Here is a 24,160-nt window from a genome sequence, read left to right as displayed (position 1 = left end):
GTGCGGGACGGGTCAGTTGGCAGGGAAGGGCAGCAGCGGCGCGCCCTGCAGCTCGTCCACCGCGGCGCGGGCGGCGGCCCGCGGGGTGGCCACCGGGTCGTAGTGGCTGACGACGCTGATCCAGCTGCCGTCGGCGTTGCGCATCACGTGCAGCTCGACCCCGTCGACGAACACCGCGTATCCCGCGCCGTGGTGCCCGTGGTGACCTGACCCGGTGGCCGGACGGCCCTGTATCCGGCGGCCCTTGTAGACCTCGTCGAAGCTTCCGGGGGAGCCGTGGTGCCCGGCGGCCGAGGCCGGGGTGACGGCGGACAACGTGCCCGCGCTCGTGGCGAGGACGGCCGCGGCGGTGAGCGCGCTGCGACGGCTGAGTTCCGGCATGCGGACCTCCAGGGGTGGGTTCGGCTGATGTCCCCGCATGCCTACCGGCCGGTCCGCTACCAGGAGAAATCCCCGCGAGCCGGTTGGCTGTGATCCGGGCAATTCCCCTTATGTCGTGCAAGATTGAACGAAGATGATCTTGCCACGGGACATCCGTGGCCGGGTGCGGAAGGGGAAGTTCCGCCCGCCGGGAGTGCTGTGGCGGATGTTTCTTCCGGTGCGGCTCGCCGCCCCGTGGTGCGCGTCACGCCGCGAATCTGGCGCGATCCGGCGGTCCGGTCGGAGGCCCGCTCGTGCTGCTGCTCTGCGCTACCTCACCCCCGAGGGACCGAACAGCCGGTCCAGGAAGGCGTTGCCGTACACGCCGTGCGGATCGAGCCGGTCCAGTGCGGCGTTCGCCTCCGCCCACGCGTCCTGGCCGACCGCCGCCGGGACGACGTCGCTCAGCACCTCCGGGTCGCTCCACACGTCGTCGTCCGTGTACGCCCACCCCTTGGACCACTCCACCCGGGTGAGGGCGGACCCGCCGTCGAACGTACGCAGCAGGAACCGCTCGATCTCGCGCAGGAACGCCTCCGCGTCCGGCGTGCCCGGCAGCGTCAGGACGTCCAGCCACACGGCCGTGTCCCACTCGGGGTGGTCCTCGGGCGGCCGGAGCGCCGACAGCAGCGGCGGACGGGCCCCGGCCATGCCGGCGACGGCCGGGTCGTCCAGGCCGGTCACCCGGATCTCCACCGAGCCGTTGACCGGGAAGCTGCCCCGGGCGGCGTACGCCGTCAGCCGCTCGCGGTAGAACGCCGCGAACTCGGAGACGACCCGCTGCACCCCGTCCCGCGCGGTGAGGACCGCGTAGCCGTTGGCGTGCACCTGGAGTGTGGTCGGCTTCAGGTACAGCAGTGTGTTCTTCGAGGGCCCCCAGAGGTCGGCGGAGAGCGTCGTCACCAGCCCGAGGGCGGCGGCCTCGTACTGGGCGGTGCCGAGCACCGGCGCGAGGTACCAGGCCGCCTCCGACGTCATCCGGCCGACCAGCTCCGCCACCGGCGTGGGCACGTTGTCGGAGAACGGATAGTTGTACGGCCGTGTCACCTTCCGCGAGGTCAGCGGCCGGGTGGGGGAGAGACTCCACACCTTCAGCCAGGGATGCTCGGTGAAGGCGAACCAGATCGCCTCGACCCGCCCCGCCTCGTCCAGGAAGCTCGCGAACGTGCGCCCGTCGCCCGAGCCGGGCGCGGCGAACAGCTCTCCGGCCGGGATGTCCGTGCGGCTCACGCACCGCAGGTTCGTGTTCGCGCCGACGCGCAGCACCACCTCGGTGACCAGGGACCGCCCGAGATGGGTCGACAGCGCCGCGCAGTGCGCCCCGTCGCGCCGGAAGGTGCGCAGTACGTACGCACCGGCCCCGTCGTCCCACACCACGGCCGTGAGGGACAGGATCAGGTTGCTGAGCGAGCCGTAGGTGTGCCCGGGCTGCCGCTGCTCGCCCCGCGCGGGGACGGCCGTGCCGTGGCCGTCGACGGCCAGGACCCCGCCCAGGGTGAGCACGCCCGGAGCGGGTGCCGCGGTGACACCGAGGCCGTGCTCCTCCAGGAAGGCGAGCAGGTCCTCCATGGTCACGCCGGTCCCGGCGCGCACCGCGGTCGGGGAGTCCAGGGCGAGGTCCGTGAGATGGACCCTGGTGTCGACCAGGAGGACCGGGGCCCCGGACGGCGTTTCCTCCGTCACCGTCAGCGGCGACCAGCCGTGCGCGGCGCCCCGGGCACGCACCCGCCACCCGTGCCGCCACGCCCAGTTGACGACGGCGACCACCTGGTCCGGGCCGTCCGGAGCGCACGCCCACAGACCGTCGGCGGTGATCTCACCGACCCAGTTGCGGTAGGCCGAGCGGTACAGCGCGACGTCCGCCGGGAAGTCCGGCAACTCCGCGGCGGCGGCCGCGGGGTCCGCCGGCAGACCGGGCAGCGCGGCCAGGGCGGCGGCGCCGAGGAGGAAACCCCGGCGGGTCCAGGGCGCGGCTTCGGAGGGGTGGTTGTTCGCTGAATCAGTAGTCATCGGCGTCACGCTAGGGGCCGGGACGGCACGTGACGTGTTCCTGTCGCATCGCCTCACTCGTGTGAGTGAATCGTGGGGCTTGACGGGCCGGAGCAGACCGTTCCGCGCGGCGCCGTGACGTAATGACAGACTGACGCCCATGGACGAGCGCACATTCGACAGGTCGGGTCAGCACGCCTCCGTCATCGGTCTGGGCACCTGGCAGCTGGGAGCCGACTGGGGAGACGTCGACGACAAGGAAGCCCTCGCGGTACTGGAGACGGCGGCCGAGGCAGGTGTGACCTTCTTCGACACCGCCGACGTGTACGGCGACGGCCGCAGCGAGCAGACCATCGCCACCTTCCTCAGCGGCCGCCCGGACCTGCACGTCATGGTCGCCACGAAGATGGGCCGCAGGGTCGACCAGATCCCCGCCAACTACGTGCTCGGCAATTTCCGCGCCTGGAACGACCGCTCCCGGCGCAACCTCGGCGTCGACCGGATCGACCTGGTGCAGCTGCACTGCCCGCCGACGCCCGTCTACTCCACGGACGAGGTGTTCGACGCCCTCGACACCCTGGTCGACGAGGAGCGCGTCGCCGCGTACGGCGTCAGCGTCGAGACCTGCGAGGAGGCACTGACCGCGATCGCCCGGCCGAACGTGGCGAGCGTGCAGATCATCCTCAACCCGTTCCGCATGAAGCCGCTGCGCGAGGTGCTTCCCGCCGCCCGTGAGGCCGGCGTCGGCATCATCGCCCGGGTCCCGCTGGCCTCCGGACTGCTGTCGGGCAAGTACACCCGGGACACCGTCTTCCCGGAGAACGACCACCGCACCTACAACCGGCACGGCGAGGCCTTCGACCAGGGCGAGACCTTCTCCGGCGTCGACTACGCCACCGGTGTGGAGGCCGCCGCCGAGTTCGCGGCGCTCGCCCCCGAGGGGTACACCCCGGCTCAGCTGGCCCTGCGCTGGATCGTCGAGCAGCCCGGCGTCACGACTGTGATCCCCGGCGCGCGCTCACCCCAGCAGGCCCGGGCCAACGCGGCCGCCGCCCGCCTCCCGGAACTGCCCGGCGAGACGCTCACGGCGATCCGCGACCTCTACGACCGGCGGATCAAGGACCAGGTCGAATCCCGCTGGTGAGGCCGGGCCTCACGGCTCCAGGAGCAGCTCCCTCTCCTGCTCCTGGTCGCCGGAGGCGGCCCCGTCGTCGCGTGCCGTGAACGCCCGGGTGAGCGTGTCGCTCGCCCGCCGCACGGCCTCGGGACTGCCCTGCACGGTGACGGTGACGGGTGCGGACAGCCGCCCGGAACCCTCCCCGCCGCCGTCGGCGGGGCCCCTCTGCCCCTCCCCGTCGAAGGTCGCCGTGTGCACCGTCGCGTTCTCGTCGGCGGGAACCTCGTCGGGCGCCCCGAAGGTGCCTTCCAGGGCGCGGACGACCGCTCGCGCGTCGTCGGCGCCTCCGCCGCTGAGCGTCACGGTGAGCTGCGTACCGGACATGCGTCCACGACCTCCTCAAGCCTGCGTCATTCGCGCCGTCCGTGTAACCGCCCACTGATCGCTCAAACCGACGCGGTCCCCGGGACGACGCGTCGTTACGGGGAACCCGGGAAAGAGGAGGGCTCAGGTCTCACACCAGGGAGGAAACAGTGGCGGACACGGCAGAGGGCGGGGCGATGCGCCGGGGGCGCAACGAGACGGAGGAGGAGAGAGCGGACCGGATGTGGCAGGAGCTCATCCAGGAGGTCCGCGTCGCGCAGATGGGCGTGCAGATCCTGTTCGGCTTTCTGCTCACGGTGGTGTTCACCGAGAAGTACGACGACCTCTCGGGCACCGACCAGACGATCTACCTCGTGACGGTCGTGCTGGGAGCGTGCGCCACCGGGGCGCTCATAGGCCCGGTGTCCCTGCACCGTCTGGTCTCCGGGCGGCGCGTCAAGCCCCAGGCGGTGCAGCTGGCCTCCCGGCTCACCCTGCTCGGCCTCGTACTGCTGCTCGCCACGACGACCTCGTCGCTGCTGCTGATCCTGCGCGTGGCGACGCATGACGGCTTCGTGCCCTTCCTGGTCGCCGGGGTGGTCGCCTGGTACCTGCTGTGCTGGTTCGTCCTGCCGCTGTGGACGCGGCACCGCTACACGTCGAGGTGACGGTACGGTCGCCCGCTGCCGGCCGGCAGCGGGCGCCTCTCGAAACAGCTCGCGGTGATTCAGCCCCCGGCGAGAACACCCGCCAGGAAGTCGTCGACGTGGACCTCCTCGCGGCCCGGCGGCACCACCTCGTACGTCTCGCGCAGGAACGCGGCGAACCCCGGAGCCCACGCGAACACCACCGCGTGGTGCCGCCCGCCGTCGGCGCGGGCGTCGCCGAGGAACTCCATGCGCAGCTCCTGCCACATCCCCCGCGATTCCGGGCGCATCCGCACGTCCCCCACCCCCACCGGACGACGCAGCGCCTCACCGAGCATCTCCCGGTCCAGCTGCCACCGGGCGAGAACGCGGCCGTCGTGGCTGAAGACCACGGTGACGGCGAACGGGTCCGCGGCGTCGTAGCTCAGGTGGGCGAGCACGGAGAAACGGTCCGTGTCACCCGCCTGGAGCTGCACCACCAGGGTCTTGTGGACGAACGAGTTCACGAGGGGGCCTCCGGGAAGAACCGACGTAGAGCCCTCTAGTACCCCCGATCCCGCCGGAATGCTCAGCCGACCGGGTGATTCCCGCGTGCACCGCGCAGCGACTCGATGCAGACGGCGACGGCCCGCTGCAGATCCTCCAGACGCTGCACCATGTCGTCCTCGTAGAACTCCCCGGCGTCGTCGAAGGTCAGCTCCTCGAACACCTTGGTCGCCTTCTGCAGGCTGCTGTAGAACTTCGTGCGCCGCTCCTGCACCCGCAGCCCCGGATCGGCCTCCACGACCTCGACGACGAGGGACTTCATCGTGTCGTAGGCCTCGGCGGCCCACTCGCCGGCGTCCTCGCCCTCGTCCAGCTCATCGAGGAGCGACAGGTGACGCTCGGCCTCCTGGCGCAGATCGGCGGGCGCGTCGACGGTCTGCCCGGCGGGCGTCCTGATCTGCCCCGACTCGGCGATCTGGCGCACGTAGCCGATCCGGTCGGCCGCCCTGCTCTCCCCGGCGACGGCCTTCTTCAGCTCGTCGGTGCGCACCACGTCCCGGGCCAGCTCCGACTGGAGGTCCGGGTCCTCGCGGACCCGGTCCAGCAACGCCTGGCGGGCCGCGCGGGCGGTGGAGGGGTCGGCGAGGATCGCGGCGCGCAGGGCGGTGGGATTCTCCGCGACCTCCAGGGCCTTCGTGGGCCGGATGCCCTCGGCCTCGGCCGCCTCGGTGATGGCGGTGCCGCGCTCGGAGGTCGCGCTGTTCCGGGAGACGTAGTAGCCCAGCCACACGTCGGCATCCGGCAGTTCGACCTCCTGACCGGGCGTCAGCGCCTCGAAGTGCGGGACCATCCCGTCGTCGGCCGCCCGGTCCCACGCCTTGTAGTAGCGCATGACCCGCTCCGGGGAGCAGCCGGCCAGTTCCGCGAACTCCTTCGCGGACACCTTCGGCGTCTCGTCCGCGCCCTGCCCGCCGGGACGCACACTGCGCGCCACCTTCAGCCCGAAGGCCCACCCCCCGGTCCGGGCGTACGCCCCGAACTCCCGCGCGTCCCGCGCGACCAGGTCGGACAGCGGCGCCGGGGAAGCGGGGGACGTCTCGGGCGGGGTGATGGCTACGGTCACGGACGACTCTCCTGGGGCGGGGCAGATCGGACGGCACGAGGTGCGCACGGAAGCCTAGCGGCACCCGCTGACCTCGCTGTCCACACCCGGGCGGCGGCCCGTCCGAAAACCGCTGTCGCCGCCGGGCGCGCGTGCGCGACGATGTCCGGCGTGGTGCGGCAGGAGACGGACGTCATGCTGCGCCGCTGTACGGAGTGCCACGGCTACGCGTACGGCGGCGGCCCCGCCTGTGCCGTCTGCCGCGACCTCGTGGACGGCCTCGTCGAGGGGGCGTGGGCCGCCTTCCTGCGGCAGTGGGACACCGTCGCGGGCGGCGACCAGGAACGCGCGCTCGCCGAGATGGTCGCCGCCGAACCGGATCGGTACGACTGGCGGATCGTGGACGCCGCGTTCGACCGGCTGGTGTGCCCCGACTGCGGCGGCAGGATCGCCCGTGGCCCGGCCGGCTGCCCGGCCTGCGACCTGGCGCACGGCTTCCGCTACGCCGCGGTCGAGACGGACCGTCCGGGCGTCCCGCCCGGCAACGAACACGCGATCCGGGTCAACGTCTCGGTGGTGCGCAGGCCGCAGGTCACCTCGGAGAGCGAAGTGCTCGTCCGGCGGCTGTTGCTGCCCCTGCTGCTCGCCGGGTTCCTGCCCACGACGCAGGAGGCCCAGCGGGTGAGCGCGCTCGTGAAGAAGAGCCCTCCTGGACGGAGGGCTCAACTGGTGGAACAGGCCGTCGAAGCGCTGGCCGAGGAGTTCAGCCGAACGCGTCGCGCAGCGCGGGCAGCAGCGTCTTCTCCGACCAGTCCAGATACGCCGGCTGCGACTCGCCACCGATCTGCACGAGGGCGACCTCGGTGAACCCGGCCTCGGCGTACGGGCGGACGGCCTCGACGAACGCGTCCGGGTCGTCACCGCACGGAATGGCCTCGGCGACGTCGTCCTGCGTGACGAACTGGGTCGCCGCCTCGAAGGAATCCGGATGCGGCAGCTCCGAGTTGACCTTCCAGCCACTGCCGAACCAGCGGAACTGGGAGTGCGCCCGCTTGACGGCCGCCTCCCGGTCGGGGTCGTAGCAGACCGGCAGCTGGCCGACCCGGGGCTTGCCCCGGCCGCCGTGCCGGTCGAAGGCCTCCAGCAGCCCGGCCTTGGGCTCCGTGGCGATCACCAGGTCGCCGAGCCGCCCCGCGAGTTCGCAGGACCGCTCACCGGAGACGGCGACACCGATCGGCGGCGCCTCGTCGGGGAGGTCCCACAGCCGGGCCGACTCCACGTCGAAGTGCGTGCCGCGATGGTTGACGTGCCCGCCCTCGAAGAGGGCGCGAATGATCTCCACGGCCTCCTCGAACATCTCGTGCCGCACATCGACGGAGGGCCAGCCGCCGCCCACGACGTGCTCGTTGAGGTTCTCGCCCGAGCCCAGTCCCAGCCGGAACCGGCCCTCGGACAGCAACTGCACCGTCGCCGCCTTCTGCGCCACCACCGCGGGGTGGTAGCGGAACGTCGGGCACGTCACGTACGTCATCAGCGGGATACGTGACGTGGCCTGGGCGGCCGCGCCGAGCACGGCCCACGCGTACGGCGAGTGACCCTGCGAGCGCAGCCACGGGAAGTAGTGGTCGGAGGTCACCGAGAAGTCGAAGCCGGCCTCCTCGGCCCGGACCACGTGGTCGACGAGGTCACGGGGGCCGGCCTGCTCGGTCATCATCGTGTATCCGATTTGCACCATAACCGGCGAGTCCCCTGAGAGCGGGCCCGGAAACGGCTCGATCAAGGTCGCCGACGGGTGCAGGATGCATCCATGAGTGCTTCCCCCCTGCCGACTTCCGGCCCGGCCGCCGAGGGTGTCGACGCCTCCGGTGTCCACGCCTTCCTCGACGCCCTCGAAGCCGCCCCCGAGATCGAGCCGCACAGTCTGGTGATCATGCGGCACGGGCGCCTGGTGGCCTCCGGCTGGTGGGCGCCGTACACCCCCGAGCGACTCCACCTGCTGTACTCGCTCAGCAAGAGCTTCACCGGGACCGCGGCCGCCCTGGCCGAGGCCGAGGGACTGCTCGACTTCGACGCGCCGGTGATCTCGTACTTCCCCGAGTTCGAGGCCGGCATCACCGATCCGCGCAGCCGGGCCATGCTCGTCCGGCACGTGGCGTCCATGGCCAGCGGCCACCGGCGGGACACCGTCCACGAGGCCTTCGGGAGGGACCCCGCCGAGCCCGTCCGAGGATTCCTGCAGCTGCCGCCCGACGGGGACCCGGGCACGGTCTTCGCCTACAACCAGCCCGCCACCTACACGCTCGCCGCGATCGTCCAGCGCGTGACCGGCCGGCCGCTCACCGCGTACCTGCGGCCCCGGCTGCTGGACCCGCTGGGCATCGGCGAGGCGGCCTGGCGGTGCGACCGCGCCGGCCGCGAGCTCGGCTTCAGCGGTCTGCACGCCACCACCGACGCCGTCGCCCGGCTCGGCCAGCTGTATCTGCGCGACGGGCTGTGGGAGGGCAAGCGACTGCTGCCTCAGGGATGGGCGGCCCGGGCCTCGCACCCCCGCATACCGACCGCCGGAGCGATGGGAGACGTGGACCGGCAGGACTGGGACCGGGGCTATGGCTACCAGTTCTGGACGTCCCGGCACGGCTACCGGGGTGACGGCGCGTACGGCCAGTTCTGCCTGGTGCTGCCGGAGTACGACGTGGTCATCGCGGCGACCTCCGCGACCGAGCGGATGCAGGAGTACTTGAACCTGGTCTGGGAGCATCTGCTGCCCGCCTTCGGCCCCGGGCCGCTGACCGGCCGCGACGCCGCCGACGCGGAGCTGCGGGAGCGCCTCGGCCGGCTCGCGCTGCCGCCCGCCCCGGGCCGTCCCGCACCCCCGGAGCGGGAGCCGGACTGGACGGCCGCCGCGTTCACGCGCTCCGCGGAGACGGGGCCGGTCCGGTCGGCCGGGCTCGACCGGGACGCGGACGGCTGGACGCTCACCCTCACCGGTGAAGGCGACCGGGCGGACCACCCGGACCGGCTCGCCCTGCGTCTTGCGGGGGAGGACTGGACGGTCGCCGAGAAACCCGTGCCGACCGCGGTGAGCGGCGGCTGGACCGATGCCGGCACGCTGGCCGTGGACGTGGTGTTCCTGGAGACCCCGCACCGTCTGGCACTGACCTGCTCCCTCGCCGACGGGACGCTCACCGCGTCCTGGCGCACCCAGCCGCTGCACGGCGGACGGCTCACCGCCCTGTGCGCCCCGCGCCGCTCAGGCTGAGCCGGGCCGGAAGGTCTTGAAGAACGTGCGCAGCGCCACCTGGTTGGCGGCGTCCTCCCAGTCGGCGTCCGGGGTCGTCCAGCGCAGCGAGAAACTCCGGCCGCCGCCCAGCAGGACACCCCGGCCGAGGGTGTGCACCCGGATGCCGTCGACGTCCGCGGTCCATTCCATGTCGGCGGCCTTGCGGCCCTGGTACGTCGTCGCGCGGATCGCCCCGATCCGGTCGTAGTCGTCGGCCTGCTTGAGGTTCGGCTCGACGTCGTCCCGCCACACGGCCACGGGGTCCGGACCCGCCTGCTCGCTGTAGGTGACGGCCAGCGTGCGGTCGTCCCCCTTGGCGCCGAAGACGACCCGGTACGCGGCGCCGTCGCGGTCGGTGTCCAGCCGCTTCCAGCCCTCGGGCAGTGCGAGGGAGAAACCCTCCGCCGCTCGGTAGCGCTGGAAGCCGGGCGGCAGGGCCGTGGCCGGGGCGGACGGTGTGGGCGTGGGAGTGGGGGACGGGGACGAGGGAGTGGGGGAGGGAGACTTGGGAGGACTGGGCGGCCCGGACGGATCGGGGCTGACGCCACCGGTGCCCTCGCCCGGTGTGGCGGCGGAGGCCGGCGGCCGGGCCGGTGATTCGGCCGCGTCGCTGCCGCCGTCCGTGCCGGGCAGCCCCTGGGTCGCGGCGAGCACGGCGACCGCGACGGTGACGACGGCCAGGGCCGTCCCCGCCACCATGGTCCGTCTGCTCCACACCGGGCTCCCCGGCAGCATCGCGGCGTAGGCGCCGCGCAGCCGCGGGACCGGCGCCGTGGCCAGGGCCGCCTCGGGGTCCTCGCTGAGCGCGCGGGTCAGCGCCTCCCGCACGACCGGGCGGGTCAGCCGCTCCCGTGAGTCCTTGCGGAGCAGCCCCTGCACGACCTGGGTGAGCGGCCCGGCGCGCACCGGCGTGCGCAGCGGCAGCCGGTCCACGCCCTTCAGGGTGTTCTCCGGACGCCCCCGGTCCCGGAACGGCGGGCGCCCCTCGACCATCGTGTACAGGATCGCGCCCAGCGCCCACAGATCCGCCGCGGGTCCGATGCGCTGGTCACGGGCCTGCTCGGGGGACGCGTACGCCGGTGCCGTCAGACGCGGCGCGAGGGTCGCGCCGGCCAGGCCGAAGCCGGTGACGACGGCCGAGTGGTCCTCGCGTACGAACACCTGGCCCGGGCTGAGCTCGCCGTGGGTGATGCCCTGTGCGTGCGCGGCGTCCAGCACGTCGAGCAGCTCCAGACCGATCCGCGCCGCCCGCACGTAGTTGAACGTGCCCTGCTCCGAGAGGAGTTCGCCGAGCGGAGTGCCGTCGATCCACTCGTTGACGGTCCACAGGGCGCCGGCCTCCTCCGCGGCGTCGACGACCGTGGCGATGCGGCCGGGGCACAGCAGCGCCATGTTCTCGGTCGTACGCAGCAGGCGGGCCGCGGCCCGGCGCTCGGCCCCGCCCGGGTCCTCCGGAAGCCCGACCTGGGTCACGAGGCACGGGCGGGAGATCTCGCCGGTCCCGGTGTCCTCGGCGTACCAGCAGATGCGGTTGGTCTCCCGCTGGATGATCTCGAGCAGCCGGTACCGGCCGGCGACCAACTGGTGTGTGGAGACGTGCGCCCTGCCCATGGCCATCCCTCGCTGGAAACCTGGCTCTCACCTTTTCCAGAAGTACGGGGAGTGAGCCCGTCCGCGTTCAATCGGATCACAACTCGGTGTTCATTCTTGTCTTTTGTTCAAAAGATGGGATCAAGTGTGCGAGGGAAAACGGTCTTTCGCGGGCTCGGGTGCGGTTCACCTCGGCCGCCCGGGCTGCCACGGGCGCGAGGAATTCGCCCGTGGCTGGCCGTTCATTGGCGAATTCCGGCCCGGCCTGGTGGTAACCGGCGGTAAATGCGAACGTGTACGACGTCTGAACTCCGAGCCCTCCGATGAATTCCGCGACGGATTCCCCGACAGGCGCCGGATCGTCAGCGCAGACCGAAGCGATGCGACCAGGCGAACAGGTCGCCCGTCGTCACGTTGCCCCCGCACACCACCAGGCCGAGCCGGGCACCGTCGCCGACCCGCTCCAAAACCTGCCGGGCGGCGGGAAGCAGGCAGCCCGCCGCCGGTTCGGCCCACACCTTGGCGTGGTCGGCCAGGTCGAGGGAGCCCTGCACGGCCTCCCGGTCGGGAACCACGAGAACCTCGGTGACCAGGGCCGAGACATGGTCGTACGTCAGCTGCGACACGGACGGGGCGCTGAGGGTGGAGACGATCGACGACAGGGCGACCGGCAGCGGGCCGCCCGCCGCCAGCGCCTCGGACATGGCCTGCGCGCCCTCGGTCTCCACGCCCCACACCCGCACCCCGGGCCGGCGGGCCCGCAGTGCGGCCGCGACACCGGCGATCAGACCGCCGCCCCCGATGCTCACGAGGATGTCGGTGAGCTCACCGGCGTCGGCGGCGAACTCCAGCCCGACCGTGCCCTGCCCGGCGATCACCACCGGGTCGTCGAAGGGGTGGACCAGGGTCAGACCCTCCTGCTGGAGCCGCGTCATGAGCGCGAACGCGCCGTCCATGTCGTCGGTCAGCCGCACCGACGCGCCGGCCGCCTCCGCGATCTCGACGGCACGGGCGGGTGCCGAGCGCGGCATCACCACCGTCGCCTTCACATCGAGGGCCGCGGCCATGACCGCCAGGGCGATCCCGTGATTGCCGCCGCTGACCGCCACCACCCCGGCGGCCCGATCGGCCGCGCCCAGCGACAGCAGCTTCGCCACCGCCCCGCGCACCTTGAACGAGCCGGTGCGCTGGAGCAGTTCGAGCTTGGCGGTGACCGGCGCGCCGAGCAGCTCCGACAGCCCAGGGCTGTCCACCGTCGGGGTGCGTACGACGTGCCCGGCGATCCGCCCGGCCACGGCCTCGATCTCCGAGATCCCGGTCATGTCGGCCATCCTTCCGGCGCGGGGTCGCGGAACGCGCCGTGTCGAACCCTGACGCGGGGGAAGGGGCAAGGTCAAAGCGGTGCGGGTGGCGGGGTGCACGTCGATGGACCTGGCAGGGGCGGGACGAGGTGGGTCGTGTGCGGACCCCCGGCACCCCTGCCCGGCCGCAGGGCGTTCAGGTGTCGCGCCGTACCAGGTAGGCGAGCAGCGACCGCAGGTCCTCGGAGGCTCCCGTGGCCAACGGTGTCCCGGCCAGCGCCGTCTCGACGGCGGTGAGGTGCCGCCGGGCCTCCGTCATCGCCGCCGAACGGCCGCCCGCTTCCTCGATCAGCGCCGCGGCCGTTCCCGGCGCGCCCCCCGTCTCCAGGAGCGCGGCGGCGCGGCCGCCCAGCGGGGAACCGAGTGCCACCAGCACCGGGTACGTCTTCTTCCGCTCGCGCAGATCACCGTGGACCGGCTTGCCGGTGACCCGGGGATCGCCCCAGATCCCCAGCACGTCGTCGACGATCTGGAACGCGACTCCGAGATGCCGGCCCGCCCGGTCGAGTGCGGCGGCCGTCCCGGGGCCGGCACCCCCGAGCACGGCACCCAGTGCCGCCGCGCAGCCCAGCAGCGCGCCCGTCTTGTGCTCGGCCATCGCCCGGTATTCGTCCGGCCTCACTCGCTCCGGCCCTGTCCACGGACGATCGGCGAACAGGAGGTCGTCCGCCTGTCCGCGCACCAGGTCACCCAGCGCCGCGGACAGAGTCCGGACGGCCTGCGCGCCCCGCGGCTGGGCGGCGAGGGTCTCGACGGCCAGGGCGAACAGGGCGTCGCCCGCGAGCACCGCGGGCCCCGTGCCGTAGGCCTTCCATACCGTCGGGCGGCCCCGCCGGTCCGCGTCGCCGTCCATGATGTCGTCGTGCAGCAGGGAGAAGGTGTGCACCAGTTCCACCGCGACGGCCGCCGCCACCCCGGCCCGCTCCGGAGCACCCGCCGCCTCGGAGCCCAGCACCGCGAGCGCCTGCCGTACGCCCTTGCCGCCGGAGGCGACGGCCGGCGCGCCGCCGGCCCCGCACCAGCCGAGGGAATACGCGGCCATCTCACCGACCCAGGGATGCAGCCGCCCGACGGCTTCCTCCAGGGCCGGCCGGACCAGGTCGCGGCAGCGGTCGAGGACCCGGAGGGCGACGTCCGCGCCGGTCGCCGGATCGCGCTGCGCGGTGGGTGGCGATGCCGTCGCGGTGCCCCGGCGGGCCGCCTCCAGTGTCGTCGGCAGCGCCGTCACCGTGCCGCCTCCGTCGCCCGAGCGGCCGCCGGTATGCCGAGCTCGTCGTGTGCCCGGGCCACCATCCGGCGGGCGTGCTGCAGACCGATGCGCTCCAGCAGACCGGCGAGGTCGGCCAGTTCGGCCGCCGTCTCGTCACGGTCGCGGCCCAGGCGGGCCAGGGACTTGGCGAGCCCGAGCCGCGACAGCGCCTCCCCGCGCGGCTCGCGCATCTCCCGGAACTCTTCGAGCGCCTGCTCGTACAGCTCACGTGCCTGCGCGTAACGCCGCGCCCGGTACAGGACGTTGCCGCGCATCTTGTGGTTGTAGGCGAGCGCACTGGACAGCCGCATCGCGCGGCACGTCGTCTCCGCCTCGCTCAGCAGCTCCAGCGCCCGCTCGGTGTCGCCGTCGCGCACCGACACCACATCGGCCAGCCCGCGCAGCGCCCAGGCGTGGCCGCGTCGGTCGTCGGCACGGGCGGCGATCTCGGCGGCTTCCTCGAACAGCGCGTACGCCGTGTCGTAACGCCCGGTGTTGCGGTGCATCTGCGCGATGCCCTCCAGCGCCCACACCGTGTGCCGCGCCTCCCCGCGCCGCCGGGCCTCGGCGAGCAACTGCTCGTGCAGCCGGCCGACGGCCTCGTAGTCGCCCTGGATGCGGCCGGTCTCGGCCAGGCCGGCCAGCGAGTAGCCGCGGACGACGATGTCCCCGCCCTGTTCGCCCAGATCGGCCGCCAGCCGGAGCAGTCTGCGGGCCAGCGGGAGCGCGCCGCGCTGCCGGGCCAGCGTGCCGCCGCTCCACAGCGCCCAGGCCATCGCCCCGAGGTCCCCGGCCTCCCGGGCCGCGCGGTAGCTCGCCTTCCAGGCCCGGTCCGCGTCCTCGACCCGGCCCAGCCGGCGGTGCGCCTCGGCCACCGCCAGCCCGGAACGCGCCGCCTCCGCGGGCTGCCCGGCGCGCTCGGCCGCCCTCAACTGCTCGGTACCGGCGGCCAGGACGTCGGTCAGTGAGGAGTTGACGGACAGGGTGGTGAGTGCCCCCTGGTACTCCGGGGCGAATGCCTTGCCGTACATCGTTGCCTTTCGGTCCGTATACGCACCATGTATGCACGGTGCGTATACATGGTGTGTATAGAGGGGTGGAAAGCTGCCCTGGCCACAAGGGCCAGGGCATCACCTGTTGCCGGTCAAGACGTCGGAGGCACGGACCGGGTTGCCTGTGAGGCGCAGATCACCTGACGGGCCCTCAGTGCTGGCCGGCCTTCTGCGGGGTCGCCTCGCTCGGCCGGACGACGACGTAGCCCTCGCCCTGGAGCAGCAGTTGCACCGCCTCCCCGGAGCCGCCGCGCAGCATAGAGCCGATGGACTGGGAGCGGTGCAGGGAGGTCTGCAGGCCCGCGGTCCAGCCGACGATCGCGTCCGTGTCGACGTACACGGGGTACTGCGGCGAGACGGGGATGACGAGCGGATTGCCCTCGCACACCAGGCCCAGCTTGCCGTGCCCGGAGAAGACGCTGTTGAACAGTCCGCCGCCGGTGATGCCGGCGCCCTTCACGGTCGCGATGCGGTACGACAACGTGGCGTCGAAACACAGGACGTTGCGGCCGTTGACCGTGAACTCGTCACCGGGCTCGACGTCGACGATGAAGCAGTTCTGCGCCTCGTGCGCGAACCAGGCCTCACCCTGCCCGCGCACCGCCATCAGCGGCAGCCCCTCACCCGTGACCGCGCGCTTGAGCATGCCGCCCACGCCCTGGCCCTTGCGCTCGAACTGGAGGTTGCCCCGGTAGGAGATCATCGCGCCCTGCCGGGCGAGCATCTCGCCGTTCACCGTGTAACGGACGCACTTGGAGTTCTCGATCGTCATACCCGGCGCCACGGCCGGCTGCACCATGTGCTCACTGGAAAAGAGGTCACCCTTCATACCGGCATCCTCGCCCGGAGCGTCTCCCTCCGCCAAGATCGCGCCGAATGCCGGGTCCCAGCGCGGTCAGCCGCCGAAGAGCTGGGTCCAGTAGGTGCCCGCCCGGCCGCCCCCGGCGAAACCGATGCCGATGTGGGTGAAGACCGGGCTGAGGATGTTGGCCCGGTGGCCGGGGCTGTTCATCCAGCCCTCCACGACGTCGGCGGGGGAACGCTGGCCACAGGCGAGCTCGTCGCCCCGCAGGACGGCTCCCGGCGCCGAAGGCTGGTTGTAGAAGACGAAGTCGCCGTCGTCCCGGACCTTTCCGCCGTCGTCCGTCACGAGTGCGGACACGTCGAACGGACCGGGCACCCGGACGCTCACCGCACCTCCGGGGAGGGTCAGATTTCCCCCGGGAACCAACTCGTTCATCGTGCCGCCCTGCCCTCCCCGCGCGGGACCGGTTGCCCGGACAACGGCCGCAGGGGCACGTGGGTTCCCGCGCCGGCCTCTCCGATGCGGTCGCCCCGGCCGAGGCCGCATGTGTGGTGTGCGGCTTCGCCCCGTCCCACGCCGGCGGCGCGGCACGCCCGGCGACACCACCCCCCACGGACGCCGACGAGAGCACCACTACCGTGTCGTACGCCCGTGACACCGCCCGCACAGGACCGACCGGCCGAAGGAGCGCCGACGATGCCCCGCACCGCACGCCCCCGCGGCCGTACCGCCCTGGCCGCCCTCTCCACCTGCATCGCCCTGGGCTGCGGGACCGGCACGGTACCCCCGGGGGAACGGCCGAGTCCGCCGCCCGGCGCCCCGGCGGCGGCCGGGCGCGGCGTGGTCACCTGGGCCGCCTCCGCGGGCGACGTCGGCGAGGCGGCGGACGACCGCGGCTACCGGCTGATGGTGCACACCAGCGTCGGCGGCAGCGACCTCAGAGTGCGGCTGTCCAACGCCTTCGGCGAGCAGCCGGTGGCGTTCGCCGACGTCCACGCGGGACTGCAACGCCGCGGCGCCGCACTCGTCCCCGGCAGCAACAGGCGCCTCACCTTCGACGGCGCGCACTCCGTCACCGTCCCGGCCGGCGGCATCGTCTACAGCGACCCGCTGCCCGGCCACGTCCCCGCAGGACGCACCCTCGCCGTCAGCCTGCACGTGCCCCGGGCGGGCGGCGCGCTCACCGGGCACTGGCTGGCGATGCAGACGTCGTACACCACGCGTGGGGACCACGCCGCCGAGGAGGGCGCGGCGAACTGGAAGCGGAGGACCGGCTCCTGGTTCTACCTCGACGCCGTCACGGTACGGCCCCGCGAGGGGACCGGGGCCGTGGCCGCCCTCGGCGACTCCATCACCGACGGCTGGCAGTCCACGACCGACCGCAACCGCCGCTGGCCCGACCACCTGGCCCGCCGTCTGGCCGCGTCCGGCTCCACGGTCGCAGGAGTGGCCAACGCGGGCATCGCCGGGAACAAGGTCCTCCTGGACGGCCCCGGGCAGAGCGCACTGAACCGCATGGAGCGGGACGCGCTCTCCCTCCCGGGCGTTCGCACGGTCTTCCTCTTCCAGGGCGTCAACGACATCAAGGCCGAGCCCGGTGCCACGGGCGCCGGCCTGATCGCCGGATACCGCAAGCTGATCGACCGGGCGCACGCGGCCGGGAAGTGCGTCGTCGGCGCCACGATCGCCCCCTACAAGGGCTGGCAGGAGTGGGACCCCGCCGGGGAAGCGGTGCGGCGGCAGGTCAACGCCTTCATCCGCGGCAGCGGCGAGTTCGACGCGGTCACCGATTTCGACCGCGTCCTGCGCGACCCCGCCGATCCCGAGCGGATGCTCGCCGCCTTCGACGGCGGCGACCACCTGCACCCCAACGACAAGGGGATGCGGGCGATGGCGGAGGCGGTCGACCCCGGGAGCCTCGACTGCGGAACTCGCTGACACCGCCCCACGGCGCACGGCCCGGCACACCGCCCACGTCCGCCGCACCGCACCGGTCCGCCGCGCCCGGGACCGGCCCGCACCGGGATGGCGGCCACGGGCGGCGGGTCGGCGGCGTCGGACGACCCACGGCGGCCGCCGACCCGGCTCACGGTCCCGCCCGTCAGCCGGACGCCGACGGCTCCGGGGCGATCAGGCCCTCGCGGTAGGCGATCGCCACCGCCTCGCCGCGGCTCGACGCGCCCAGCTTGGCAAGGATGTTGGAGACGTGGACGCTCGCCGTCTTGCCGCTGATGAACAGCTCCTCGCCGATCTGCCGGTTGCTGCGGCCCAGCGCGAGCAGCCGCAGCACGTCCTGCTCGCGCGCGGTGAGCACGGCCGCCCCGTCGTCGCCGCCGGGCCTGTCCGACAGCCGGCCGCGACGGATCAGGGTGTCCACCCGGTCCCGCAGGGGCGTGGCGCCCAGGAGGTCCGCGGTCTCCCGGACCGCGCGGGCCTCGGCGGCGGCCGCCTCGCGCTGCCCGGCCGCCACCAGGGCCTCGGCGTAGCGCAGCCGGCACCGCGCCCGCTCGTAGACGTCGCCGTAGCCGAACGCGGTCACCGCCGCGGCCCAGGCCGCCACGTCCGGCCCCGACCGGGCCCGGAGCCACTCCGCCTCGGCACGCGCCAGCCACGCCTGCCCCTCAGGGCCCTGGGCGGCGCCGTTCTCGCCCCGGGCTGCCGTGGCCCGGGCCAGTTCCACCAGGTCCGACGCGGTGTCCGTCCAGCGGCGCGCCCCGGCCTCGTCCCCGGTCAGCCGCAGCCCCGCGGCCGCGTCGGCCACCGCCGCCAGCGCCAGGGCGGCGAGCCGGACCGTCACATCGGGACGGGCGCCCGTCTCGTCGGTGAGAGCCGCGACCGTGGACCGCATCCACCGCACCGCGTCCTCCGGATCACCGCGCAGCGCCGCGGCTTCGGTGAGCACGATGCCCGCCACCAGGGAGGCCATCCAGTCGAACGGCCCCTCCAGCAGGGCACGCGCCCGGTCGGCCGCCGCGACGTCACCCCGCGCGAGGGCCACGAACAGCGCGGGGCCCATCGTGTACCCGCCGGCGGCCGGCAGCACCTCGGCGTCGGCCGCCGCCGCCCGCACACACTCGTCCCAGCGGCCCAGCACGTTGAGCACCAGCAGCCGCAGGTAGCGCATCTCCAGCGGATACGGCGACGACAGCAGCCCGGCGCGCCGGGCCCGGTCCAGGCCCTCCGTCAGGAAGGGCACGCACTCCGCCAGCGCACCGGACTCGTAGCAGCCCATGGCCAGGTTGAACAGGGCACGCAGCTCGACGGGCGCGTTGCCCGAACTCCCAGCCAGCTCCCGGGCCTTGAGCAGCCGCTGACGGCCCTCCGGGCCGCGCCGCCCCTCGCCGTCGAAAACGGCCAGCGAGATCAGCAGGTCCGCCTGGGCGTCGGTCACCCGAAGCCGCTCCGCCACCCCCAGGGCCCGGCGGGCCACCTTCAGCGCGGTCTCGTTCTCCCCGACGTGCCGTGCGGCCAGGACATGAGTGGCCGCCGCCCACACCCACGTGTGTGAAGGAGGGTCCTCCGGGATCATCGCCAGGGCTTCGCTGCTGTAGGCGAACGCCGCCGTCAGGCTGTCCACCCGCAGCAGGTCACCGGCGAGCGTGTAGCGGACCCGGGCGGCGAGTTCGGAGTCGGCGTCCTGGCCGAGCTCCGCCAGCGCGGACCGGGTGAGGGCGACCGCGCGGTGCAGCTCCCCGGCGTGCGCGGCCGCCGCGGAGGCCCGCAGGGTCAGCGTCACCCGGTCGACACCCCCGCCCGCCGGACGGGCCTCGGCTCCGACGGCCGGCCACAGATCGAGGGCCGTTTCGAGATGCCGCTGCTCCTCGGCCGGCGCGCCGACCTGCTGGGCGTGATCGGCGGCCTCCAGCGAAGCTGCCAGCGCCTCGGCCAGGTCGTGGCTCTCTCGGTAGTGGTGGGCGCGCTCGGCGGCACTCTCGGCGCGGTTCCCGCGCCCGGCGAGCAGCCGCGCGAACGCGCCGTGCAGCCTCGCCCGCTCCCCGGGCAGCAAATCGGCGTAGACGGCTTCGCGGGCGAGGGCGTGCCGGAAGGAGTACGTGTCGTCGTCCCCGGAGACGAGCAGTTGCCGCCCCACCGCCGCCCGCAGCGCCGACTCCAGCTCCGTCTCCGGCAGCCCGGCCGCCTCCCGCAGCAGATCGTGATCCACCCGGCGCCCGGCGACCGCGGCGGTCCGCAGCACCTGCTGGGCGGTCTCGGACAGCTGCTCGAAACGGATCAGCAGCACATCGGCGAGCCCGCTGGGCACCCCACCGGACTCCGTGTCGGTGGCGGCCAGCAACTCCTCCGCGTAGAACGCGTTACCCTCGGCCCGCTCCACGATCCGCCGCACCGTCGCCTCCGGCAGCGGCCTCGGCTCCAGGGCGCGCACCAGCCGGTCCACATCGGGGTCGGCCAGCGGCCGCAGCTCCAGCCGCTCGACGACGGGCAGCCGTATCAGCTCCGCCAGCAGGGGTCGCAGCGGATGCCTGCGGTGCAGGTCGTCGGTCCGGTACGAGGCGAAGACGGCGAGCCGGTGCCGGAGCACGCCCCGGCCGAGCAGGAACCGCAGCAGATCCCGCGAGGACTGGTCGGCCCAGTGCAGATCCTCCAGCACGAGCAACAGCGGCGCGACCTCCGCCACATCGGCCAGCAGGCCCGCCATCCCCTCGAACAGCCGCAACCGCCCGTCCACGTCCCGCACGGCATCGGATCCGGCCCCCAGCAGCCGCTCGACCACGGGATACGCGGCCAGTGCGTCCGAGAACCGTTCGTCGGCGGCCAGCGCCCCCAGGATCTCGGTGAACGGCAGATACGGCAGCCCCACGTCACCGAGATCCACACAGTGCCCGGTGACGACGGTCATGCCCGTCGCGGCAGCCAGCCCGCCGGCCTCGTCGAGCACGCGGGTCTTGCCGACGCCGGCGTCCCCGGCGATCAGCACGGCCCTCGCCTCACCGCCTCGCGCCCGCTCCAGGACACCGGAGATCCGCGTGAGTTCGGCATCCCGTCCGACGACGGGCGTGGCCGATGACGCCTGCTGCACAGAACCAACTTTCTTTTCAGGGGCGGGGCTTTGCCAGGGTGCGGCTCCGCCGTGCGGGCGCGATCGACCGCGGAGGAGACGCGGCCACCGTAGGCCGGAAAGCCTCGGTCACCTAGGCGCGCAGAATCTTCGCCCAGTCACCGGGCACCCGCCCCGCCGGCCCCGGCGCGGGCTGGTCGGCCGGATGACTCACCGGCTCTGCCAGCTCGGGCCCGCCCTCGTACAACTCGTTCGTCTCGTAGTTCCAGTACCAGTCCTCGCCCGGCTCGAAGCTCTGCACGAACGGATGCCCGGTCTCCCGGAAATGCCCCGTCGCGTGCTTCGCCGGCGAACTGTCACAGCACCCCACGTGCCCGCACTGCGCACACCGCCGCAGATGGAACCACCACCCGCCCGCCGCGTCGCACTCCGCGCAGCCACTGCCGCTCGGCGCGGCCCCCGGGTCGATTCCGTTCTCCGCACTCATGCCGACTCCTCCTCGACCGCTGTCAGCGGAAGCAGTACCTGGAAACGCGTGTCGCCCGGCTCCGACTCCACCTGGATGCTCCCGTGGTGCTTGTTGACCACGATCCGCCAGGAGATGTCGAGCCCGAGCCCGGTCCCCTCACCCACCGGCTTGGTGGTGAAGAAGGGGTCGAAGATCCGCCCCCGGTCCTCCGCCGGGATGCCGACGCCGGTGTCACGGAACTCCACCAGCAGCCGGTCGTGTTCCGAGGCCGTCCGCACCGTCAACGTCCCCTCCCCGCCCGCGCTGTTCATCGCCGCGACCGCGTTGTCGATGAGGTTCGTCCACACCTGGTTGAGCTCCGCCGGATACGCGGGGACCTCCGGCAGCGTACGGTCGTAGTCCTTGACGACCTTGATCCGCTTGCCGATCTTGCCCGACAGCATCAGCAGGGTGGAGTCGAGGAGTTCGTGCACGTCGGCGTGGCGGAAGGGCGCCCGGTCGAGCTGGGAGTACTGCTTCGCCGCGTCCACGAGGTGCGAGATGCGGGCGGTCGAGTCGTTGATCTCGTCCATCAGCAGCTCGGTCTCGACGGTGTAGTTGAGCCAGCCGATCGCGCTGGGCAGGATGTCCTCGTCCACCGCCGCCTTGACCTGGTCCAGCCAGTCCACGTCGAGGCCGGCCTGGACGAAGGTGGGCGCGATCCGCCAGCCCTCCGGGATGCCCTGGTCGTCCAGCCAGTCCGTCACGGCGTCCTCGCGGTCGGACGCCTCCAGCGGACTCAGCACCGGTGCCTTGGCGACCCGTTCGGCCGTCCGCTCCTGGATGTCGATGAGGTTGGCCATGACCTCGGGGGAGTAGGAACCCTGTGCGATGATCGCCAGCTTGTGGCGCATCTTGCCGACCCGCTCGCGCAGCGTCGCGGTCGCCCGGACGGCCGCCGCGGCCGGGTTGTTCAGCTCGTGCGTCAGACCGGCGGACAACGAGCCCAGCGCCAGCAGCCGTTCGCGCTGCCCGATCGCCCGCTGGGTGCTCTTCGAACCGAAGAACAGCCCCTCCAGCAGATGCACCGCCATCGGGAACCACTCCTGCATGATGCCCGCGAAGGTGTCGGCGGGCAGCACGAAGAACCGCGTCGGCTCCGTGACGCGCATGGAGTTGTTGTAGACCTGCCGCACCCGGTCGCCCAGATACGCCTGCATCGACCCCGCGTACACCCCGCGCTGGGAGGTCCGGGTCACCTCCACGTCGTCCCCGCCGACCCGGCGGTACAGCACCACCGTGCCTTCGAGCATCACGTAGAAGCAGGTGGCGGGCTCGCCCTCGGTGTACACGGGCCCGGGCTCGAACCGCTCCACGCGCCCCTCGGCGCACAGCCGGCCGAGCTGCTCGGGCGTGAGCTTCTCGAACAGGAACAGCGCCCCGATCTCCTGCGGGTTGCACGGCGCCGCCCGCCCGCTCACGACTGCTCCAGGTACCGGTGGACGAGCATCACGGCCATGGCTCCCTCTCCGACGGCGGACGCGACCCGCTTCGCGGACTCGGAGCGGGCGTCGCCCGCCACGAACACGCCGGGCACACTGGTCTCCAGGTGGTACGGCGGCCGGTCCAGCTCCCAGCCCTCGGGCGGACGGCCGTCGGCGGTCAGGTCGGGCCCGGCGAGGATGAACCCGCGCTCGTCCCGCAGCACCGTGCCGTCCAGCCAGCCGGTCAGCGGGGCCGCGCCGATGAACACGAAGACCCACTGGGCGTCGACCTGTTCGGTCTGCCCGCTGTCCACGTCCCGCAGGGTCAGCCGCTCCAGACGGCCGTCACCGTGCGCCTCCTCGACGACCGTGCGGGCGCGCACCCGGATGTTGGGCGACTCCTCGATCTGCTGGATCAGGTAGTGCGACATCGACGCCGCCAGCGACTCGCCGCGCACCAGCAGCGTCACCGACTTGGCGCCCCGGGACAGGTACATCGCCGCCTGCCCGGCCGAGTTGGCACCGCCCACGATGTACACGTCCTGCCCCTGGCAGGCGGGGGCCTCCGTCAGGGCGGAACCGTAGTACACCCCGCAGCCGGTCAGGTCCTCGCAGCCGGGCGCCGCCAGCTGCCGGTAGGACACGCCGGTCGCCAGGATCACGCTGTGCGCGGCGACCGCCGAGCCGTCGGAGAACCGCACGATGCGAGCGGCGCCGTTGACCTCCAGGGCCGTCACCTCGCGCGCGGTGAGGATCTCGGCGCCGAACTTCGCCGCCTGCCGCCGCGCCCGGTCGGTGAGCTGTGCTCCCGACACGCCGTCGGGGAAGCCCAGGTAGTTCTCGATGCGGGAGCTCTGCCCGGCCTGCCCGCCGGTCGCCGACCGTTCCACCAGGACCGTCCGCAGCCCCTCGGAGGCGCCGTAGACCGCCGCGCCGAGTCCGGCCGGGCCGCCGCCGATGACGACCAGGTCGTAGAAGTCGGCCGTCGGCATCGTCGCGAGCCCGACCCGGGCGGCGAGGTCGACGGCCTCCGGCTCGACCAGCGGTGTCCCGTCCGGTGTGATCACCACGGGCAGCCGCATCCCGTCCTCGCGTGCCGCGGCCAGCAGCCGCCGCCCCTCCGGCTCGTCGGCGGAGTACCAGCGGTACGGCACCTGGTTGCGGGCCAGGAACTCCCGTACGTCCGAGGAGCGCGACGACCAGCGGTGCCCCACGACCTTGGTGCTGGGCACGGGCCGGAAGTCGCTGGACCGCCACGCCTGGAGCAGATCGTCGAGGACCGGGTACAGCTTCTCCTCGGGCGGGTCCCACGGCTTCAGCAGGTAGTGGTCGAGATCGACGACGTTGATCGCGTCGATCGCGGCGTTCGTGTCCGCGTACGCGGTCAGCAGCACGCGCCGCGCGCCCGGGTAGACGTCCAGGGCCTGTTCGAGGAACTCGATGCCGTTCATCTGCGGCATCCGGTAGTCGGCCAGGATCACCGCCACGAGGTCGCCGCGCAGCTTCAGCTCCCGCAGCGCGTCCAGCGCGGACGCGCCGGACTCCGCCCGCACGATCCGGTACGACGCGCCGTACCGCCGCCTCAGGTCCCGGGCCACGGCACGGGAGACACCCGGGTCGTCGTCCACGGTCATGATGACGGTCCGCGCCGAATCGGCGGCCTGTGCCATACGTCCCCCACACCGGGCGGTCGACTCACGGCGCGGCGCCCCGGAGCACCGCGCCGACCTGAGCCCATCGTATGTTCGAT

Annotated in this window: 20 protein-coding genes and 2 pseudogenes; 5 read left to right on the top strand and 17 right to left on the bottom strand. The window is 73.1% G+C overall.

Annotation, left to right across the window (positions count from 1 at the left end):
• Window positions 1-12 precede the first annotated feature (12 nt).
• Window positions 13-381, bottom strand: a complete 369-nt coding sequence (melC1, locus tag OO68_RS18110; RefSeq protein ID WP_033309422.1) for an apotyrosinase chaperone MelC1 — start codon at window positions 379-381, stop codon at window positions 13-15.
• Between the two features lie 309 nt (window positions 382-690).
• Window positions 691-2,430: a cholesterol oxidase substrate-binding domain-containing protein gene (locus OO68_RS18105; RefSeq protein ID WP_033309551.1), complete on the bottom strand. Its 1,740-nt coding sequence runs from the start codon at window positions 2,428-2,430 to the stop codon at window positions 691-693.
• A 139-nt stretch (window positions 2,431-2,569) separates the two neighbouring features.
• On the opposite strand from OO68_RS18105, the gene OO68_RS18100 reads away from it, so the two are divergent.
• On the top strand, window positions 2,570-3,553 hold the full coding sequence (locus tag OO68_RS18100; protein ID WP_033309421.1) for an aldo/keto reductase: 984 nt from the start codon (window positions 2,570-2,572) through the stop codon (window positions 3,551-3,553).
• A gap of 9 nt (window positions 3,554-3,562) precedes the next feature.
• Here OO68_RS18100 and OO68_RS18095 read toward each other — a convergent pair whose 3' ends face one another.
• Window positions 3,563-3,910, bottom strand: a complete 348-nt coding sequence (locus OO68_RS18095; protein ID WP_033309420.1) for a hypothetical protein — start codon at window positions 3,908-3,910, stop codon at window positions 3,563-3,565.
• Between the two features lie 176 nt (window positions 3,911-4,086).
• On the opposite strand from OO68_RS18095, the gene OO68_RS18090 reads away from it, so the two are divergent.
• Window positions 4,087-4,557, top strand: coding sequence for a DUF6328 family protein (locus OO68_RS18090; RefSeq protein ID WP_078625365.1), 471 nt, complete (start codon window positions 4,087-4,089; stop codon window positions 4,555-4,557).
• A 59-nt stretch (window positions 4,558-4,616) separates the two neighbouring features.
• On the opposite strand, the gene OO68_RS18085 is transcribed toward OO68_RS18090, so the two are convergent.
• Both OO68_RS18085 and OO68_RS18080 read right to left on the bottom strand, forming a co-directional pair.
• Window positions 4,617-5,042: an SsgA family sporulation/cell division regulator gene (locus tag OO68_RS18085; RefSeq protein ID WP_033309418.1), complete on the bottom strand. Its 426-nt coding sequence runs from the start codon at window positions 5,040-5,042 to the stop codon at window positions 4,617-4,619.
• Window positions 5,043-5,104: 62 nt separating this feature from the next.
• A complete protein-coding gene (locus tag OO68_RS18080) occupies window positions 5,105-6,145 on the bottom strand; it encodes a hypothetical protein (protein ID WP_051814706.1) in 1,041 nt (346 codons plus the stop codon).
• A gap of 150 nt (window positions 6,146-6,295) precedes the next feature.
• On the opposite strand from OO68_RS18080, the gene OO68_RS44095 reads away from it, so the two are divergent.
• Window positions 6,296-6,991 (top strand): hypothetical protein, encoded by a 696-nt coding sequence (locus OO68_RS44095; protein WP_078625364.1) that lies wholly within the window; start codon window positions 6,296-6,298, stop codon window positions 6,989-6,991.
• On the opposite strand, the gene OO68_RS18070 is transcribed toward OO68_RS44095, so the two are convergent.
• Window positions 6,888-7,859, bottom strand: a complete 972-nt coding sequence (locus OO68_RS18070) for an LLM class F420-dependent oxidoreductase (RefSeq protein WP_033309416.1) — start codon at window positions 7,857-7,859, stop codon at window positions 6,888-6,890. The genes OO68_RS44095 and OO68_RS18070 overlap by 104 nt on opposite strands.
• A 72-nt stretch (window positions 7,860-7,931) precedes the next feature.
• Between OO68_RS18070 and OO68_RS18065 the strand changes: the two genes are divergently transcribed.
• Window positions 7,932-9,383: a serine hydrolase domain-containing protein gene (locus OO68_RS18065; RefSeq protein ID WP_033309415.1), complete on the top strand. Its 1,452-nt coding sequence runs from the start codon at window positions 7,932-7,934 to the stop codon at window positions 9,381-9,383.
• Here the strand turns inward: OO68_RS18065 and OO68_RS18060 are convergent.
• The 7 genes and pseudogenes from OO68_RS18060 to OO68_RS48800 all read right to left on the bottom strand — a co-directional run.
• Complete coding sequence (locus OO68_RS18060; protein ID WP_033309414.1) at window positions 9,375-11,021, bottom strand: serine/threonine-protein kinase; 1,647 nt, start codon at window positions 11,019-11,021, stop codon at window positions 9,375-9,377. The two genes, OO68_RS18065 and OO68_RS18060, sit on opposite strands and share 9 nt — an antisense overlap.
• 335 nt (window positions 11,022-11,356) lie before the next feature.
• Window positions 11,357-12,316, bottom strand: a complete 960-nt coding sequence (locus OO68_RS18055) for a threonine/serine dehydratase family protein (protein ID WP_033309413.1) — start codon at window positions 12,314-12,316, stop codon at window positions 11,357-11,359.
• Window positions 12,317-12,491: 175 nt separating this feature from the next.
• Entirely contained in the window at window positions 12,492-13,583 is a 1,092-nt protein-coding gene (locus OO68_RS18050) for a polyprenyl synthetase family protein (RefSeq protein WP_106974365.1), read from the bottom strand.
• A complete protein-coding gene (locus OO68_RS18045) occupies window positions 13,580-14,635 on the bottom strand; it encodes a tetratricopeptide repeat protein (RefSeq protein ID WP_033309412.1) in 1,056 nt (351 codons plus the stop codon). Before OO68_RS18045 ends, OO68_RS18050 begins: the two co-directional genes overlap by 4 nt.
• A gap of 172 nt (window positions 14,636-14,807) precedes the next feature.
• Complete coding sequence (locus OO68_RS18040) at window positions 14,808-15,485, bottom strand: AIM24 family protein (RefSeq protein ID WP_033309411.1); 678 nt, start codon at window positions 15,483-15,485, stop codon at window positions 14,808-14,810.
• A gap of 66 nt (window positions 15,486-15,551) precedes the next feature.
• Window positions 15,552-15,716, bottom strand: a pseudogene (locus OO68_RS47690) (CAP domain-containing protein); the annotation flags it as partial.
• Window positions 15,717-15,764: 48 nt separating this feature from the next.
• Window positions 15,765-15,896, bottom strand: a pseudogene (locus tag OO68_RS48800) (CAP domain-containing protein); the annotation flags it as partial.
• 261 nt (window positions 15,897-16,157) lie between these two features.
• Between OO68_RS48800 and OO68_RS18030 the strand changes: the two are divergent.
• A complete protein-coding gene (locus OO68_RS18030) occupies window positions 16,158-17,399 on the top strand; it encodes an SGNH/GDSL hydrolase family protein (protein WP_033309409.1) in 1,242 nt (413 codons plus the stop codon).
• 163 nt (window positions 17,400-17,562) lie between these two features.
• On the opposite strand, the gene OO68_RS18025 is transcribed toward OO68_RS18030, so the two are convergent.
• The 4 genes from OO68_RS18025 to OO68_RS18010 form a co-directional block, all read right to left on the bottom strand.
• Window positions 17,563-20,499, bottom strand: a complete 2,937-nt coding sequence (locus OO68_RS18025) for a helix-turn-helix transcriptional regulator (RefSeq protein WP_033309408.1) — start codon at window positions 20,497-20,499, stop codon at window positions 17,563-17,565.
• A gap of 112 nt (window positions 20,500-20,611) precedes the next feature.
• Window positions 20,612-20,965, bottom strand: a complete 354-nt coding sequence (locus tag OO68_RS18020; RefSeq protein WP_033309407.1) for a UBP-type zinc finger domain-containing protein — start codon at window positions 20,963-20,965, stop codon at window positions 20,612-20,614.
• Window positions 20,962-22,407 carry an ATP-binding protein gene (locus tag OO68_RS18015; protein WP_033309406.1) on the bottom strand — a complete coding sequence of 482 codons (1,446 nt, stop codon included), beginning with the start codon at window positions 22,405-22,407 and terminating at the stop codon, window positions 20,962-20,964. The genes OO68_RS18020 and OO68_RS18015 overlap by 4 nt, the downstream gene beginning before the upstream one ends.
• Window positions 22,404-24,080 carry an NAD(P)/FAD-dependent oxidoreductase gene (locus OO68_RS18010; RefSeq protein ID WP_033309405.1) on the bottom strand — a complete coding sequence of 559 codons (1,677 nt, stop codon included), beginning with the start codon at window positions 24,078-24,080 and terminating at the stop codon, window positions 22,404-22,406. The genes OO68_RS18015 and OO68_RS18010 overlap by 4 nt, the downstream gene beginning before the upstream one ends.
• Between the last annotated feature and the right edge of the window lie 80 nt (window positions 24,081-24,160).

It is taken from the genome of Streptomyces iakyrus (assembly GCF_000717055.1).
GTDB lineage: Bacteria > Actinomycetota > Actinomycetes > Streptomycetales > Streptomycetaceae > Streptomyces > Streptomyces iakyrus.
This window is presented reverse-complemented; position numbering and strand designations above follow the sequence as displayed.

Excerpts from the sequence above, each read along its gene's own strand:
- melC1 (WP_033309422.1), bottom strand. The coding sequence starts at position 381 with ATGCCGGAACTCAGCCGTCGCAGCGCGCTCACCGCCGCGGCCGTCCTC.
- OO68_RS18105 (WP_033309551.1), bottom strand. The coding sequence starts at position 2,430 with ATGACTACTGATTCAGCGAACAACCACCCCTCCGAAGCCGCGCCCTGG.
- OO68_RS18100 (WP_033309421.1), top strand. The coding sequence starts at position 2,570 with ATGGACGAGCGCACATTCGACAGGTCGGGTCAGCACGCCTCCGTCATC.
- OO68_RS18095 (WP_033309420.1), bottom strand. The coding sequence starts at position 3,910 with ATGTCCGGTACGCAGCTCACCGTGACGCTCAGCGGCGGAGGCGCCGAC.
- OO68_RS18090 (WP_078625365.1), top strand. The coding sequence starts at position 4,087 with ATGCGCCGGGGGCGCAACGAGACGGAGGAGGAGAGAGCGGACCGGATG.
- OO68_RS18070 (WP_033309416.1), bottom strand. The coding sequence starts at position 7,859 with ATGGTGCAAATCGGATACACGATGATGACCGAGCAGGCCGGCCCCCGT.
- OO68_RS18065 (WP_033309415.1), top strand. The coding sequence starts at position 7,932 with ATGAGTGCTTCCCCCCTGCCGACTTCCGGCCCGGCCGCCGAGGGTGTC.
- OO68_RS18060 (WP_033309414.1), bottom strand. The coding sequence starts at position 11,021 with ATGGCCATGGGCAGGGCGCACGTCTCCACACACCAGTTGGTCGCCGGC.
- OO68_RS18055 (WP_033309413.1), bottom strand. The coding sequence starts at position 12,316 with ATGACCGGGATCTCGGAGATCGAGGCCGTGGCCGGGCGGATCGCCGGG.
- OO68_RS18045 (WP_033309412.1), bottom strand. The coding sequence starts at position 14,635 with ATGTACGGCAAGGCATTCGCCCCGGAGTACCAGGGGGCACTCACCACC.
- OO68_RS18040 (WP_033309411.1), bottom strand. The coding sequence starts at position 15,485 with ATGAAGGGTGACCTCTTTTCCAGTGAGCACATGGTGCAGCCGGCCGTG.
- OO68_RS18030 (WP_033309409.1), top strand. The coding sequence starts at position 16,158 with ATGCCCCGCACCGCACGCCCCCGCGGCCGTACCGCCCTGGCCGCCCTC.
- OO68_RS18020 (WP_033309407.1), bottom strand. The coding sequence starts at position 20,965 with ATGAGTGCGGAGAACGGAATCGACCCGGGGGCCGCGCCGAGCGGCAGT.
- OO68_RS18010 (WP_033309405.1), bottom strand. The coding sequence starts at position 24,080 with ATGGCACAGGCCGCCGATTCGGCGCGGACCGTCATCATGACCGTGGAC.